This window comes from Arenimonas soli, from assembly GCF_014643775.1.
Classification (GTDB): Bacteria; Pseudomonadota; Gammaproteobacteria; order Xanthomonadales; family Xanthomonadaceae; genus Arenimonas; species Arenimonas soli.
This window is the reverse complement of sequence record NZ_BMKC01000001.1, coordinates 1,437,273-1,451,155: the sequence shown is the minus strand read 5'-3', so window position 1 is coordinate 1,451,155 and position 13,883 is coordinate 1,437,273. Positions and strand designations below refer to the sequence as shown.

Sequence of the window (13,883 nt, the reverse complement as noted above, 5' to 3'; positions counted from 1 at the left end):
GCGATTGCGCGAATGTTTCTCGCCCCACGCGCTGCCCGGGCCGGGTTACAGTCCGCGCAATTCCCCCGGGGTCTGCGTCGATGTTCCGATTCCTGCTGCTGTTCGCCTGCCTGTCCCCGCTGCTGTGTGCGAGCCCGTCGGCCGCCGCGGTGCCCGGTCCCGCCTCCGGCATCCCGGTCGAACACTTCCTCGACCTCGAAGCCTTCGGCAACCTGAAGATCTCGCCGGACGGCAAGCACCTGGCAGCCACCGTGCCCCATGGCGACCGCGTGGTGCTGGTGGTTCTGCGCCGTCAGGACATGAAACAGACGGCGGCGGTGAACCTCGAGAAGAACGGCATCGTCAGCGGTTTCTGGTGGGCCAACAACCACCAGCTTCTCTACAAGGTGGCCACCCGCCACGGCCCGCTCGACCACCCGGTTTCCAATCCCTTCCTGTACATGGTCGACGTCGACGGCGATCCGCGTCCCGTCAACAAGAACGAGCCGATGTGGCTCATCGACCGGCTCAAGGACGACGAACACCACATCCTGGTGTCGCTCGGCTCGTCGCGACGCCACGGCATCGGTCGGGTCGACCTGCGCACGGGGAAGATCAAGGCCCAGAAGGTCAGCTGGCCGGCGCACGCCAATTCGACCTACTACCTCGACAACGCCGCGCAGGTCCGCGGCGTGCGCGGTTACATGAACAACGAGATGTATCCCCGCCTGTGGGTGCTCGATGGCGCCGGCGAGTGGCAGGAGACCAACAACGAAAACGCCGGGGACGATGCCCAGTACATCGTCGGCTTCTCCGCCGACAATTCCCGTGCCTACCTGATGGCCGAACGCAGCACCGGCACCGATGAGTTCCTGGAAATGGACCTGGCGACGCTCAAGACGCGGCCGCTGCTGCGCAACCCGCGGGTCGACGCCTTCAATACGCTGGTCTCGCCGGTGCACGGCGGCGTCATCGCCGTGGTGTACCTGGATGGAAAACCAAAGCTGGAGTTCGTGGCGCCCGACGATCGCCATGCCGTTGAACTGAAGAAGCTGGCAAAGGCCTTCCCGAACGCCTACGTCTACCCCACGTCCTACGCCCTCGACGGCGAGCTGGGTGTCTACCAGGTGTCCTCGGACCTCGATCCGGGTGAGTACTACCTGGTCGACCACGCCAACGGCAAGGCGCACTTCCTGGCCGCGCGCAGCGAGCGCCTGGACCCCCGCCAGATGTCGCCGACACAAGTCGTGCGCTTCAAGGCGCGGGACGGCATGGAGATCGAAGGTTTCCTCACCGTGCCCAGGGACCGGCCGGCCGGCACGCCCGGCGCTCTGGTGGTGATGCCCCATGGCGGCCCGATCGGCGTATTCGACCGCTGGGGCTTCGATTCTGAGGTGCAGCTGCTGGCCAGTCGCGGTTACGCCGTGCTCAAGGTCAACTTCCGGGGGTCGGGCAACTACGGGAAGGCATTCCGCGAGGCGGGCCACCGCCAGTGGGGCGGCAGGATGCAGGACGACCTAACCGATGCCACGCGCTGGACGATCGCCGAAGGAATCGCTGCCCCGGGCCGGATCTGCCTGTATGGCTCCAGCTATGGCGCCTACGCGTCGATGATGGGTCTAATCCGCGAACCTGATCTTTACGCTTGCGGCATCGGCAACGTCGGGGTCTATGACATTCCCCAGCTCTACCGGGAAGAATCCGTCGGCAGCCGTTTCTCACGCAGCTACATGGATGAGGTCCTGGGCAGCAGCGACCTCGCCAGCATCTCGCCGCCCAGCCTGGCGCGCGCGATTCGCGTGCCGGTGCTGCTCGGCGCCGGCGGCGACGACCGCACCGCGCCGCCGCACCACACCCGCAGCATGCGGCGGGCCCTGCACAGTGCCGGCGTGCCGGTCGAGATGAAGATTTATGGCGAAGAAGGCCATGGCTACTTCGACAAGGCCAACCAGCTCGACTGGGCCAACCGGGTGCTGAACATGCTGGACCGGACCATCGGCCGGGGCCAGGGGAAGGGGCAGTCCGGGCCGGGCTAACATTTCCGGAATGCCCCCGAGCCATCATCCGACCATGCAGTTCATCTTCGACACCCCGCGGCTGATGGCGCTGGCGGAAACGGAAAGCCAGGCTTACCGGTCGGCGCAGCCGTTCCCGCACCGGGTGGTCGAAAACTTCCTGCGGGCCGATGCTGCCCGCGCACTGGCCGACGCCATCCCGGCCGCCGACAGCGGACTTCCCTGGGACCGCTACGCCGCCGAGGGCTTCGAGATGAAGCTGGCGAGTTCGCGCGAGGACGTGTTGCCCGAAACCGTCTGCCGCGCCCTGCATGAACTCAACGCCGGTCCGATGCTGCGTTTCCTCGAGGCGCTGACCGGCATCGACCACCTGCTGCCCGATCCCCAGCTGCTCGGCGGCGGCGTGCACCTGGTCGGCCGCGGCGGCCACCTGGGCGTGCACGCCGACTTCAACTGGCACCCGGGCCTGCAGGCGCACCGGCGCATCAACCTGCTGCTGTACCTGAACGACTCCTGGGACCCCGCCTGGGGCGGCGACCTCGAGCTGTGGTCCACCGACGCCGCGCGCCGGGAGAAATCGATCGCGCCGCTGTTCAACCGCGCGGTCATCTTCAACACCCGCAGCGACACCTTCCATGGCCACCCAGCGCCGCTAGCCACGCCCGAAGGCGTCTGGCGGCGTTCGATCGCGATGTACTACTACACGACCACGCGCCCGGAAGACGAACTGCGCGAGCCGCACAACACCCGCTACAAGGGCATGCACCTGCCATGAGCGGCCGCGACTGGCGGGTGCCCGTGCTGACCTACCACGCCAGCACCGTGGGCGGGCCCGGTTACGCCGGCAACGACCACGTCGCCTTCGCCAGCGACCTGGCCACCGCCACGCGCCTGGGCTGGCGCATCGTGCCGCTGCAGTGGGTGGTCGAGCAGCGCCTGGGCCTGGCCGAGCGCGACCTGGCGCGCTGCCTGGCGCTGAGCTGCGACGACGGCACGGTGCTGGACGTTCGCGATGTCGAGTACCCGGGGCAGGGTCTCCAGCCGTCCCTGCTGACCCTGCTCGAGGCGCAGCCCGGGCAGCCGGACCGGCACCTCACCTGTTTCGTGATCGCCTGCGCCCAGGCGCGGGCACGCATGGACCGCGATTGCCTGCACGGACTGGACTGGATGGGCGAAGACTGGTGGGCGCCGGAGCTGGCCGGTGGCCGCGTGGGCATCGGCAACCACAGCTGGGACCACAACCATCCGGTGATGCACGAACCCGGTCCGGGCGGCATGCCGCGCGGCGACTTCCATGTCGTTGACGACGAGCCGCGCGCCGACTTCGAGATCCGCCAGGCCGCCGATTACCTGGCGGCGCGCCTGGGTCCCGGTGCCTGCCCCCTGTTCGCCTATCCCTACGGCCACGCGCCGGACTTCCTGGTGCGCGACTGGTTCCCGCGCCACGGGGCCTCGCTGGGCCTGCAGGCGGCCTTCGGAACGCAGGGCGGGGCGGTAGGGGCGGGCAGCGACCCCTGGCATCTGCCGCGTTATGTCTGCGGCCTGCACTGGTCGTCGCCGGAGCAGTTCGAGGATTTGCTGGCCGGGCTGGCCTGAGTTTTCAGAAGGTCCCGAAGCCAAGCACGCGCTGCACCAGCTCATGCTTGCGGGTTTCCGGCAGCGGCCGGTGCCAGTGCACGATGCGGTTGGGAAACGCGGTGGGCTCGAAACCGGCGCGCGCCAGCACCGCCCAGGACCGGTTGTCGCCGCAGTGGCCGAAGAAGCCGTCGCAGCGGTCGCCGTAGCGGGCGATCGCGAAACGCGTGACCTGCAGCATCGCGCCGCCGGCGGCGCGCAGGCGTTCGCGCTGGTCGGCGGGCATCGCGGCGATCGCCGGGCCGTCGGTGCAGGCGCCGCCCAGCAGGCAGGTGTCCTCGCGCAGCCAAAGGTGCAGGTAGGAAATCGGGTGCCGGCTGCCGTCGACGCGCCGGTGCCAGGCCACGGCGTGGAATTCGAAGTCCGGCGGCTCCGCGCCCCAGGTGCGGCGGTAGAGTGGGGCGACCGGCGTGGGGTCGCGGATCTCGTCCAGTTGCAGGAAGTCGTCAAGCACGATGGGCCGCGTCCGGTCGGAAGGCTGGGGCCATTGTCGCTGCTAAGGCGGCGGTTCGCGCCGCGCAACGCAATTCGGCCATAATGCCGGCCAACAGGGTCGGAACCGGGGGGTCCGATGTGGTACGCCATCAAAGGCACTGACCGGGCCAACGCCCTGGCCGCGCGGCAGCAGGCGCGGCCTGCCCACCTGGCCAGGCTGCAGGCCCTGGCCGCCGAGGGCCGGCTCAAGCTGGCCGGCCCGCTGCCAGCCATCGACGCCGAAGACCCGGGGCCCGCCGGCTTCACCGGCAGCCTGGTGGTGGCCGAGTTCGCCGACCTCGCCGCCGCCCGCGCCTGGGCCGACGCCGACCCCTACCTGGAGGCGGGCGTCTACAGCCAGGTCGACGTCTGGCCGTTCCGGCTGGTGCTGCCATGACCCTGCCGAGGGAAGAACGCCCGGCCGCCATCCGCGCCATGCTCGAATCGGCGCTGGCCCCGGACTCGCTGGAGGTGGTCGACGACAGCCACCGCCACGCCGGCCACGCCGGTGCCCGGGACGGCCGTGGCCACTTCAAGGTCAGCATCGTCAGCCGCGCCTTCGCCGGCCTGGCCCCGCTGGCCCGGCACCGCAAGGTCTACGCCGCCCTGGGGCCGCTGATGCAAAGCGACATCCACGCCCTGTCCATCCAGGCCCGCACGCCCGACGAAGTCTGAGTCGCGGCAATCGCCGGGCCCTGCCGGGCCGCTGTTATACTGCCCGTCGGCCGCGCACCGGGGACCGCGCTCTGCCAATGAAATCAACATCTTGGCGTGGGCGGCGGACCGGTTCGTGGACTTCCCCTGGACCCTGCGGCGGGGCGGCTTGCCTGCCCCGCGGCCGGCCGGTTCGCCCGGTCGACTGAGAACCCCGATCAATGCGCCTTTCCACGATAAAGCTGTCCGGCTTCAAGTCTTTCGTCGATCCCACGGTGATGCACCTGCCGACCAACATGACCGGCGTGGTCGGTCCCAATGGTTGCGGCAAGTCCAACATCATCGACGCGGTGCGCTGGGTCATGGGCGAAAGCTCGGCCAGCCGTCTGCGCGGTGATTCGCTCACCGACGTCATCTTCTCGGGCTCGTCCTCGCGCAAGCCGGTCAGCCAGGCGCAGGTGGAGCTGATCTTCGACAACACCGAAGGCACCATCGGCGGCGAGTTCGCGCGTTATGCCGAAATCTCGGTCAAGCGCCTGGTCAGCCGCGACGGCCAGTCCAACTACTACCTCAACGGCGCGCGCTGCCGCCGCCGCGACATCACCGACCTGTTCCTGGGCACCGGCCTGGGCCCGCGCAGCTACTCGATCATCGAACAGGGCATGATCAGCCAGATCATCGAGGCCAAGCCCGAAGACCTGCGCGTGTACCTGGAAGAAGCCGCCGGCATCTCCAAGTACAAGGAGCGCCGCAAGGAAACCGAATCGCGCATCAAGGGCACCCGGGAAAACCTCGACCGCCTCAGCGACCTGCGCGAGGAAGTCGACAAGCAGCTCGAACACCTCAAGCGCCAGGCCCGCGCCGCCGAGCAGTACCAGGCCCTGCAGGCCGAACGCCTGAACAAGGACGCCCAGCTCAAGGCGCTGGAATTCCGCCGCTTCGACGGCGACCTCAAGGCGCTCAACGAAGCCCTGACCCAGGACGAGATCAAGCTGCAGGCGCTGCTGGCCGACCAGCGCCAGGCCGAAGCCCAGATCGAGGCCTGCCGCAGCCAGCAGGGCGAGGCCAGCGACGCCCTGGGCAAGGCCCAGGCCGAGGTCTACCGGATCGGCGGCGAGCTGGCCCGCATCGAGCAGCAGATCCAGCACCAGAAGGAACTGCGCCAGCGCCTGGAAACCGCCCGCACCGAAGCCGACGCTGCCTTTGCCCAGGTCGGCGAACACATCAGCGGCGACGAACGCCAGCTGGCCGAACTGCACAACGCTATCGCCGCCGCCGAGCCGAAGCTCGAAGCCCTGCGCAGCGACGACAGCGCGCGCCAGGAAGCGCTCAAGGCCGCCGAAGCGGCCCTGCACGACTGGCAGCAGCGCTGGGACACCTACGCCAAGGCGCAGTCCGAGGCCGCGCGCTGGGCCGAGGTCGAACGCACCAAGATCGAATACCTGGAAAAGCAGGCCCTGGACGCCGGCCGCCGCCGCGAAACCCTGTCCGGCGAACGCAGTGGCCTGGACACCAGCGCCATTTCCACCAGCCTGGCCCAGCTCACCGCCGACCACGACCAGCAAAAGGCCGGGCTCGATGGACTGGGCGAACAGCTCGAACAGCGCAAGACGGCCCTGGCCGGGCTGCAGGACCAGCAGCGCCAGCAGCAGTCCGAACTGGCCGACGTGCGCAAGCAGGCGCAGGCCGCGCGCGGCCGCCTGTCTTCGCTCGAGGCGCTGCAGCACGCGGCCCTGGGCCAGGAAAAGAACGTCGCGCTCGACTGGCTCAAGGCCCAGGGCCTGGACGGCCAGGCGCGCCTGGGCGAAGCCCTGCAGGTCGAACCGGGCTGGGAAACCGCCGTCGAAACCGTGCTTGGCAGCCTGCTCGAAGCCGTCACCGTGGACGCGCCGCGCGAGTTTCTCGACGCCATCACCGGGCTGTCCCAGGGCCGCGTGGCCCTGGTGTCCGGCGGCAGCGGCGATTTCCAGGCACCGGCCGGCTCGCTGGCCGCGAAAGTGCAGGGCCCCGACGCCGTGCGCCGCCTGCTGGCGGACGTGCTGGCCATCGACAGCGCCGGCGACGCGGCCGGCATTGATTTCGGCGGCGCCTCGTCGGCGATCACCCGCGGCGGCGAATGGCTGGGCCAGGGCTGGCTGCGCGTGCTGCGCAGCGGCGAGGCCCAGCAGGGCGCACTGGCGCGCGAACGCGAGATCCAGACCCTGCGCGCCGACATCGACGCGCTGGCGAAAAAGGAACAGGCGCTCAACGACGGCCTGACCGCCATGCGCGACAAGCTGCTCGAAGCCGAACAGCACCGCGAGGACGCCCAGCGCGCGCTGTACATGGCGCACCGCGGCGTCTCCGAACTCGCCGGCCAGCTGCAGGGCCAGCAGGGCCGCCTGGAATCGGCCCAGGCCCGGGTCGCCCGCATCGACGCCGAGCTGGCCAGCCTGGCGACCACGCTGGAGGAATCCCAGGCCAACGCCCGCGAAGCGCGTGCGCGCCTGGAACAGGCGGTGGCGAAGATGGGCGACCTGGAAACCGAACGCCAGGCCCTCGACAGCCAGCGCCGCAGCCTGGGCGAACAGCGCGACAGCGCCCGCAACAGTGCCCGCGAAGCCCGCGAGGCCGCGCACCAGCTGGCGCTCACGCTTGAATCCCAGCGCGCCCGCGTGGTCGCGCTCAGCCAGTCGCTGGCGCGCATGGGCAGCCAGAAGGCCCAGCTCGAAGTGCGCCTGAACGAACTGCAGGCCCAGCTCGCCGAAGGCGACGCCCCGGTCGTCGCGCTCGAAGGCCAGCGCCAGGCCGCCCTGGACCAGCGCGTGGTCGCCGACAAGGCCCTGGGCGCCGCGCGCTCGGCCCTGGACGGCATCGAAGCCGAGATGCGCAAGTACGAACAGGTGCGCCAGCAGCGCGACCAGCAGTCGCTGGCCCAGCGCGAGGCGATTTCGCAGAAGAAGCTCGAACACCAGGCCCTGCAGCTGCGCGCCAGCCAGCTTTCCGAAGCCGTGGCCGAAGCCGGCCTGTCGCTGGACGAAGTGGTGGCCGCGCTTCCCGAACAGGCCGACGTCGAGGTCTGGCGCAAGTCGCTGGCCGACATCGACGCCAAGATGCGCCGGCTCGAGCCGGTCAACCTGGCCGCCATCCAGGAATACGGCGAACAGAGCGAGCGCAAGACCTACCTCGACGCCCAGGACGCCGACCTCACGTCGGCGCTGGAAACCCTGGAGGACGCCATCCGCAAGATCGACCGCGAGACCCGCGGCCGCTTCAAGGAAACCTTCGACCGGGTCAATACCGGCGTGCAGGAACTCTATCCGCGCCTGTTCGGCGGCGGCCACGCCTACCTCGAACTCACCGGCGAAGACCTGCTCGACACCGGCGTTTCGATCATGGCGCGCCCGCCGGGCAAGCGCGTATCGAACATCTCGCTGCTTTCGGGCGGCGAGAAGGCGCTCACCGCGGTGGCGCTGGTGTTCGCGATCTTCCGGCTCAACCCGGCGCCGTTCTGCCTGCTCGACGAGGTGGACGCGCCGCTGGACGAGGCCAACGTCGGCCGCTTCTCGTCCATGGTCACCGAGATGAGCGAAAAGGTGCAGTTCCTGTTCGTCACCCACAACAAGGCGACGATGGAGGCCGCGAAGCAGCTTTCGGGCGTCACCATGCGCGAGCCGGGCGTCAGCCGGCTGGTGTCGGTGGACCTGGCCGAAGCCGCGCGCCTGGTCGGCGCGGCCTGACCGCCGCCGATAATTGGTGCATCATTCCGCAGGGCGGCGCTTGCCGCCCACGGACAAGGACACAGGGAGGGACCATGTTCGAAGGACTCAGCGACACCGCGCTGCTGCGCATCGCCATCGCCGTCGCGGCCCTGGTCTTGTTCGCGGTGATCATCGTCAGCAGCCGGCGCAGGCCGGGGCAGGGCCGCCGCGCGACGGCGCCAGCGCGTGAGCCGGGCAGCGCCGGCCGCCAGGAACCGACGCTGCGCGAAATCATGGAAGCCGACGCCCAGACCGGCGGCGACGCCGCGGGAGTGGAGCAGTCCGAACTCGACCTGCTGGAAAAAACCCTGGCCGGCGAAGCCGTGCCCGACCGCAAGCCCGCCGGCCCGCCGGCGCCGGGCGCCCGCCCGGACGAGAACTTCGACAAGGTCGTCAGCCTGTACCTGGCGGCGCGCGCCGGCCAGACCTTCCACGGCCCGGACCTGGTGGTGGCCGCGGAAAAGGCCGGCCTGGTGTATGGCCACATGAACATCTTCCACCGGCTGGTGGACAACCACCCCGAGCAAGGGCCGGTGTTTTCAGTGGCCAACCTGGTCAAACCCGGCTCCTTCGAAATGGCCGGCATCCAGGACCTGCGCACGCCGGGTATCAGCTTTTTCATGGCCCTGCCGGGCCCGCTGCCGGCGCTCGACGCCTGGGACGCGATGCTGCCCACGGCCCAGCGTTTGGCCGAACTGCTCGACGGCGTGCTTCTCGACGAAGAGCGCAACACCCTGGGCCGCCAGCGCATCGCGCACATCCGCGAGGACCTGCGCAACTACGACCGCAAGCAGACCAAGTGGGACCTGCGCACCACTCGCTGAGACCGGCACCATGACCGACCCGGCCAAGCGCATCGCCGCCCTGCGCCTCGCGCTGGACGACGCCAACCACCGCTACCACGTGCTCGACGACCCGGCGATCCCGGACGCCGAGTACGACGCCATGCTGCGCGAGCTGCAGGCACTGGAAGAAGCGAATCCCGGACTGCGCACGCCCGATTCGCCGACCCAGCGCGTCGGTGCCGGCGTGTTGCCTGGCTTCGAGACCGTGGTGCACGACGTACCCATGCTCTCGCTCAACAACGCCTTCAGCGAAGAAGAGGTGCGCGAGTTCGTGGCGCGCATCAGCAAGGAGCTGGGCGAAGCCGAGCCTTCGTTTTCGGTCGAACCCAAGCTCGACGGCCTGGCCATCAGCCTGCGCTATGAAGACGGCCACTTCGTCCGCGGCGCCACCCGCGGCGATGGCGCCACCGGCGAGGACGTCACCCAGAACCTGCGCACCATCCGCGCCATCCCGCTGAAACTGCGCGGCGCCGACCTGCCCGCCGTGCTGGAAGTGCGCGGCGAGGTCTACATGCCGCGCGCCGGCTTCGAGGCCTACAACGCCCGCATGCGCGAAACCGGCGGCAAGGTGCTGGCCAACCCGCGCAACGGCGCCGCCGGTTCGCTGCGCCAGCTCGACCCGAAGCTGGCGGCGGCGCGGCCGCTGTCCTTCTACGCCTATGGCCTGGGCGCCACGGGTGACTGGCCGTTGCCGCCGCGCCACTCCGACCTGCTGCGGGCACTCAAGGCGCTGGGGTTCCCGGTTTCGCCTGAAGTGTCGGTCGCGCGCGGCGCCGACGGCCTGTTGGCTTACTACGAAGGCATCGGCGCCCTGCGCGACCGCCTGCCTTACGACATCGACGGTGTCGTCTACAAACTCGACCGGCAGGACCAGCAGAAGGCGATGGGTTTCGTTTCGCGGGCACCGCGCTGGGCCATCGCGCACAAGTTTCCCGCCCAGGAGCAAACCACCACGGTCGAGGCGATCGAGGTGCAGGTCGGCCGCACCGGTGCGCTGACCCCGGTGGCGCGGCTGGCGCCGGTGCAGGTCGCCGGCGTCGTGGTCACCAATGCCACGTTGCACAACGCCGACCAGATCGCCCGCCTCGACGTGCGCGAAGGCGACACCGTCATCGTGCGTCGCGCCGGCGACGTCATCCCGGAAGTGGTGCGCGTGGTCGAAGACCGGCGCCCGCTGGACGGGCAGGGCAGGCCGCTGCACGCGCCCTGGTCCTTCCCTTCCGCATGCCCGGCCTGCGGCTCGCACGTCGAAGCGGTGCGCAAGGTGCTGCGCCAGACCAAGGCCGGCGTCGAATATGCCGAGGGCGCCACGCTCATCTGCACCGGCGGCCTGGTCTGCCCGGCGCAGCGCAAGCAGGCGCTGGTGCACTTCGCCTCGCGCAAGGCCATGGACATCGACGGCCTGGGCGAACGATTCATCGAGGCGCTGGTGGATTTCGGCTACGTGCGCACGGTCGCCGACCTGTACGCACTGGGCCTGGACGAGTTCCTGGAAATGAAGCGCCGCGCCGACGAACGCGACGGCACCGTTCCCGAAACCGTCAAGGCCGGCAAGGTGGCCACGCGCTGGGCACAGAACCTGGTCGCGGCGATCACCGCCAGCAAGGCCACCACGCTCGAGCGCCTGCTGTTCGCGCTGGGCATCCGCGACGTCGGCGAGTCCACCGCCCGCACGCTGGCGCGCTGGTTCGGCGCGCTCGATCCGGTGATGTCCGCCAGCCTCGAAACCCTGTTGGAGGTTCCGGACATCGGGCCGGTGGTGGCCGAACGCATCCTTGGCTTCTTCGCCGAGCCGCACAATCGCGAAGTCATCGCCGCCCTGCGCGCCGCCGGCGTCAACTGGCCGGAAACCGGGCCCCAGCGCGCCGCCGAAGGGCCGCTGGCCGGCCGGACGGTGGTGCTGACCGGTTCGCTGGACGCGATGAGCCGTGACGAGGCCGGCAACCGCCTGCAGGCCCTGGGTGCAAAGGTCGCTTCAAGTGTTTCGAAGAAGACCAGCTTCCTGGTCGCCGGCGAAGCGGCCGGCTCCAAGCTCGAGAAGGCCACCGCGCTGGGCGTGGAGGTATGGGACGAAGCCCGGCTGCTGGCCTTCCTGAACGAGCACGAAGCGCGGTGACCGGCATCACGTCCCCTCTCCCGGCCGCGGCGTAAAGTAAGCGGCATGAAAAACAGCAAGCCCACCGCCCACGCCCGGGCCCTGCGCCTGCGGGCCGACCTGTATGCCCTGATCCGGCGTTTTTTCGCCGAACGCGAGGTGCTCGAGGTCGAGACCCCGATGCTGTCCATGGCCGGCAACACCGACCCGAACATCGAAAGTTTCCGACTCGAATTCACCGGCCCGCGTTCGGCGGGCGCCAGCAGCCGCTGGCTGCGCACTTCGCCCGAATTCCCGCTCAAGCGCCTGCTGGCCGCCGGCATCGGCGATTGCTACGAACTGGGCCGCGTGTTCCGCAACGGCGAAGCCGGCACGCGCCACAATCCCGAGTTCACCATGCTCGAGTGGTACCGGGTCGGCTGGGACCACCACCGGCTGATGGACGAAACCGCCGAATTGCTCAAGGCCGCGCTGGCCCTGGCCGGCCGCCGGGCGACGGTGCGCGACACCAGCTTCCGCCAGCTGTACCTGGACAAGTTCGGCTTCGATCCCATGTCCGCGCCCGAGGAAGAGCTGCGTTCGCCGCTGGGCGTCTACGACATCGATCCGGACGGACTGACCCGCGACGACTGGCTGGACCTGCTGATGACCCATCTCATCCAGCCCTCGATCCCGGCCAGCCGCATCCTGCTGGTCTACGACTATCCGGTCAGCCAGTGCGCGCTGGCGCGCATACGCCCCGGCACGCCGGCGGTCGCCGAACGCTTCGAGGCCTACCTGGGGCCGCTCGAGCTGGCCAACGGCTACCACGAACTGACCGATCCGGACGAACAGCGCGCCCGTTTCGAGCTCGACCTCGCGCGCCGGCGTGCCCGCAACGCCGCCGAACCCGCCATCGACGAGCGCCTGCTCGCCGCGCTGCCCAGGCTGCCTGGCTGCGCCGGCGTGGCGCTGGGCGTTGATCGCCTGCTGATGGCCCTGCTGGGCACCGACAAGATCGCCGACGTGCTGGCGTTCCCGTTCGAGCGCGCATGAACGTTTTCTGAGCGCGGCTCGGTGAATCACCCCGGATTGACCCGGTATTCAGTCCTGCGAACCTAGATTGGGCCACGTCGGCGCCCGGTCCGGCGTGACGGAGGAAGCCCATGACCCGACTTCTGATTTCCCTGCTGCTGGCGGCGGTGGCGCTGCCAGGCGCCGCCCAGGCGCGCGACCGCTACGACGACTACCGCCATGGTCCGCAGGTGCTGCGCTGTGAATCGATAAAGCAGCGTGACCGCTACTGCCCGGTGGACACCCGCGGCGGCGTTCGCATCGTGCGCCAGGAATCACGCGCCGACTGCGTGCTGGGCCGCACCTGGGGTTATGACCGCGGCGGCGTCTGGGTGACCCGCGGTTGCCGTGCGCGCTTCGAGGTCGGCGGCCGCGCCTATGCGCAGCGTCCGTACAACGGCCGCTACGACCCGCGCTACCGGGGTCGCGACGACCGCGGCTACGGCTATGGCCAGGCCCCGGCCCGCCTGCTGCGCTGCGAGTCTCACGACAACCGCCCGAACTTCTGCCGCGTGCCCGGGGGCCTGCGCGAGGCCAATATCGAGCGTCGCCTGAGCAAGGCGGGCTGTGACTACGGCTATTCCTGGGGCTTCCGTCGCGACGGCGTCTGGGTTGACCGCGGCTGCCGCGCCGACTTCGTCGTCTTCTGAGGTTTTGCCGGCGTTTTCGAAGGCGCCCGCTTCTTGGCGGGCGCCTTCTTGCTGGCCGGCTTCCGGGTCCCGGCGCTGACGGCCGTGCGCGGCAGGGCCAGGCCGGTGAGCTGCCGGCCCAGGGTGGTCGCCAGCTTCAAGGGCGGCATGGCCAGCGACAGCGCTTCGGCGCTCCAGGACTTCAGCGTGGAAGGCGCCATGTTCAGGGCGCTGGCCAGGGGTTTGGGCAGCCAGTCGGCGCCGGCCTTGCGCAGGCGACAGACGCTGTCGGCATAGCGCCCGGCCGCCCAGGTTTCGGCGACCGCGTGCACGGTGGCGGTGACCAGCGGCTCTAGCGGCGTGTAGCGCATCAGCGGCGCACTCAGCGCGTCGGGCAGCCAGCCGCGCAGCAGGCCGCGCAGGCTTTCGCGCGTGGCCAGCGGGCTGAGCACGGCTTGCGTCTGCGCCACGGCCAGCACGCCTTCGACTTCCCAGGCGGCGGGCTTGAGCCGGTAGCGGCGATAGATTTCCTCGACCACCGCGCGCTGGGTCGCCTGCGCCGATTCGCGGCTGCCGACGAAACGAAGGCCCGAGGGCAGCAGCGGCCGCAGCAGCGGCAGGCGGTCGAGCACCACCTGCATGGCGGCCCCGGCGCCGGCGCGCACGCAGGCGCCATGGAGCAGGGTCTCGATGCCCGAATCGGGGAGCGGGGTGCCGGCGGTCCGGCGGCTGGGACGGCTTGCCATGGCCGCAGGATAACGCGC

General features: G+C 69.9%; 12 protein-coding genes. 10 read left to right on the top strand and 2 right to left on the bottom strand.

Annotated features, from left to right (window positions below; all coding sequences use genetic code 11):
- Positions 1–80 precede the first annotated feature (80 nt).
- From IEX13_RS06940 to IEX13_RS06930, 3 genes are read left to right on the top strand one after another with little or no spacing between them, the layout of a single operon-like run.
- On the top strand, positions 81–2,015 hold the full coding sequence (locus IEX13_RS06940; protein ID WP_188662494.1) for a S9 family peptidase: 1,935 nt from the start codon (positions 81–83) through the stop codon (positions 2,013–2,015).
- A gap of 34 nt (positions 2,016–2,049) precedes the next feature.
- Positions 2,050–2,769 (top strand): 2OG-Fe(II) oxygenase, encoded by a 720-nt coding sequence (locus IEX13_RS06935; RefSeq protein WP_188662491.1) that lies wholly within the window; start codon positions 2,050–2,052, stop codon positions 2,767–2,769.
- Entirely contained in the window at positions 2,766–3,590 is an 825-nt protein-coding gene (locus IEX13_RS06930; protein WP_188662489.1) for a polysaccharide deacetylase family protein, read from the top strand. The genes IEX13_RS06935 and IEX13_RS06930 overlap by 4 nt, the downstream gene beginning before the upstream one ends.
- Positions 3,591–3,594: 4 nt before the next feature.
- Here the strand turns inward: IEX13_RS06930 and IEX13_RS06925 are convergent, their stop codons facing one another.
- On the bottom strand, positions 3,595–4,083 hold the full coding sequence (locus IEX13_RS06925) for a hypothetical protein (protein WP_188662488.1): 489 nt from the start codon (positions 4,081–4,083) through the stop codon (positions 3,595–3,597).
- Between the two features lie 117 nt (positions 4,084–4,200).
- Here IEX13_RS06925 and IEX13_RS06920 point away from each other — a divergent pair, with 117 nt between their 5' ends.
- From IEX13_RS06920 to IEX13_RS06890, 7 genes are all read left to right on the top strand, one after another.
- Positions 4,201–4,500 carry a YciI family protein gene (locus tag IEX13_RS06920; protein ID WP_188662486.1) on the top strand — a complete coding sequence of 100 codons (300 nt, stop codon included), beginning with the start codon at positions 4,201–4,203 and terminating at the stop codon, positions 4,498–4,500.
- A complete protein-coding gene (locus IEX13_RS06915; protein ID WP_188662483.1) occupies positions 4,497–4,778 on the top strand; it encodes a BolA family protein in 282 nt (93 codons plus the stop codon). The genes IEX13_RS06920 and IEX13_RS06915 overlap by 4 nt, the downstream gene beginning before the upstream one ends.
- Positions 4,779–4,978: 200 nt before the next feature.
- Entirely contained in the window at positions 4,979–8,476 is a 3,498-nt protein-coding gene (gene smc, locus IEX13_RS06910; RefSeq protein ID WP_188662481.1) for a chromosome segregation protein SMC, read from the top strand.
- 74 nt (positions 8,477–8,550) lie between these two features.
- Positions 8,551–9,321 (top strand): cell division protein ZipA, encoded by a 771-nt coding sequence (gene zipA / locus IEX13_RS06905; protein WP_188662479.1) that lies wholly within the window; start codon positions 8,551–8,553, stop codon positions 9,319–9,321.
- Positions 9,322–9,331: 10 nt separating this feature from the next.
- Positions 9,332–11,458, top strand: coding sequence for an NAD-dependent DNA ligase LigA (gene ligA / locus IEX13_RS06900; RefSeq protein ID WP_188662477.1), 2,127 nt, complete (start codon positions 9,332–9,334; stop codon positions 11,456–11,458).
- A gap of 45 nt (positions 11,459–11,503) precedes the next feature.
- The gene (gene epmA, locus IEX13_RS06895) at positions 11,504–12,472 is read left to right on the top strand and encodes an EF-P lysine aminoacylase EpmA (RefSeq protein ID WP_188662475.1); all 969 of its coding nucleotides are present in this window, start codon (positions 11,504–11,506) and stop codon (positions 12,470–12,472) included.
- A gap of 110 nt (positions 12,473–12,582) precedes the next feature.
- The gene (locus IEX13_RS06890; RefSeq protein WP_188662473.1) at positions 12,583–13,140 is read left to right on the top strand and encodes a DUF3011 domain-containing protein; all 558 of its coding nucleotides are present in this window, start codon (positions 12,583–12,585) and stop codon (positions 13,138–13,140) included.
- Here IEX13_RS06890 and IEX13_RS06885 read toward each other — a convergent pair.
- Complete coding sequence (locus tag IEX13_RS06885; protein ID WP_188662471.1) at positions 13,068–13,865, bottom strand: hypothetical protein; 798 nt, start codon at positions 13,863–13,865, stop codon at positions 13,068–13,070. The genes IEX13_RS06890 and IEX13_RS06885 overlap by 73 nt on opposite strands.
- Positions 13,866–13,883: the final 18 nt, after the last annotated feature.

Coding starts and splice junctions, on each gene's coding strand:
- zipA (WP_188662479.1), top strand. CDS start 8,551: ATGTTCGAAGGACTCAGCGACACCGCGCTGCTGCGCATCGCCATCGCC.
- IEX13_RS06930 (WP_188662489.1), top strand. CDS start 2,766: ATGAGCGGCCGCGACTGGCGGGTGCCCGTGCTGACCTACCACGCCAGC.
- ligA (WP_188662477.1), top strand. CDS start 9,332: ATGACCGACCCGGCCAAGCGCATCGCCGCCCTGCGCCTCGCGCTGGAC.
- IEX13_RS06915 (WP_188662483.1), top strand. CDS start 4,497: ATGACCCTGCCGAGGGAAGAACGCCCGGCCGCCATCCGCGCCATGCTC.
- IEX13_RS06890 (WP_188662473.1), top strand. CDS start 12,583: ATGACCCGACTTCTGATTTCCCTGCTGCTGGCGGCGGTGGCGCTGCCA.
- IEX13_RS06940 (WP_188662494.1), top strand. CDS start 81: ATGTTCCGATTCCTGCTGCTGTTCGCCTGCCTGTCCCCGCTGCTGTGT.
- IEX13_RS06935 (WP_188662491.1), top strand. CDS start 2,050: ATGCAGTTCATCTTCGACACCCCGCGGCTGATGGCGCTGGCGGAAACG.
- IEX13_RS06885 (WP_188662471.1), bottom strand. CDS start 13,865: ATGGCAAGCCGTCCCAGCCGCCGGACCGCCGGCACCCCGCTCCCCGAT.
- epmA (WP_188662475.1), top strand. CDS start 11,504: ATGAAAAACAGCAAGCCCACCGCCCACGCCCGGGCCCTGCGCCTGCGG.
- smc (WP_188662481.1), top strand. CDS start 4,979: ATGCGCCTTTCCACGATAAAGCTGTCCGGCTTCAAGTCTTTCGTCGAT.
- IEX13_RS06920 (WP_188662486.1), top strand. CDS start 4,201: ATGTGGTACGCCATCAAAGGCACTGACCGGGCCAACGCCCTGGCCGCG.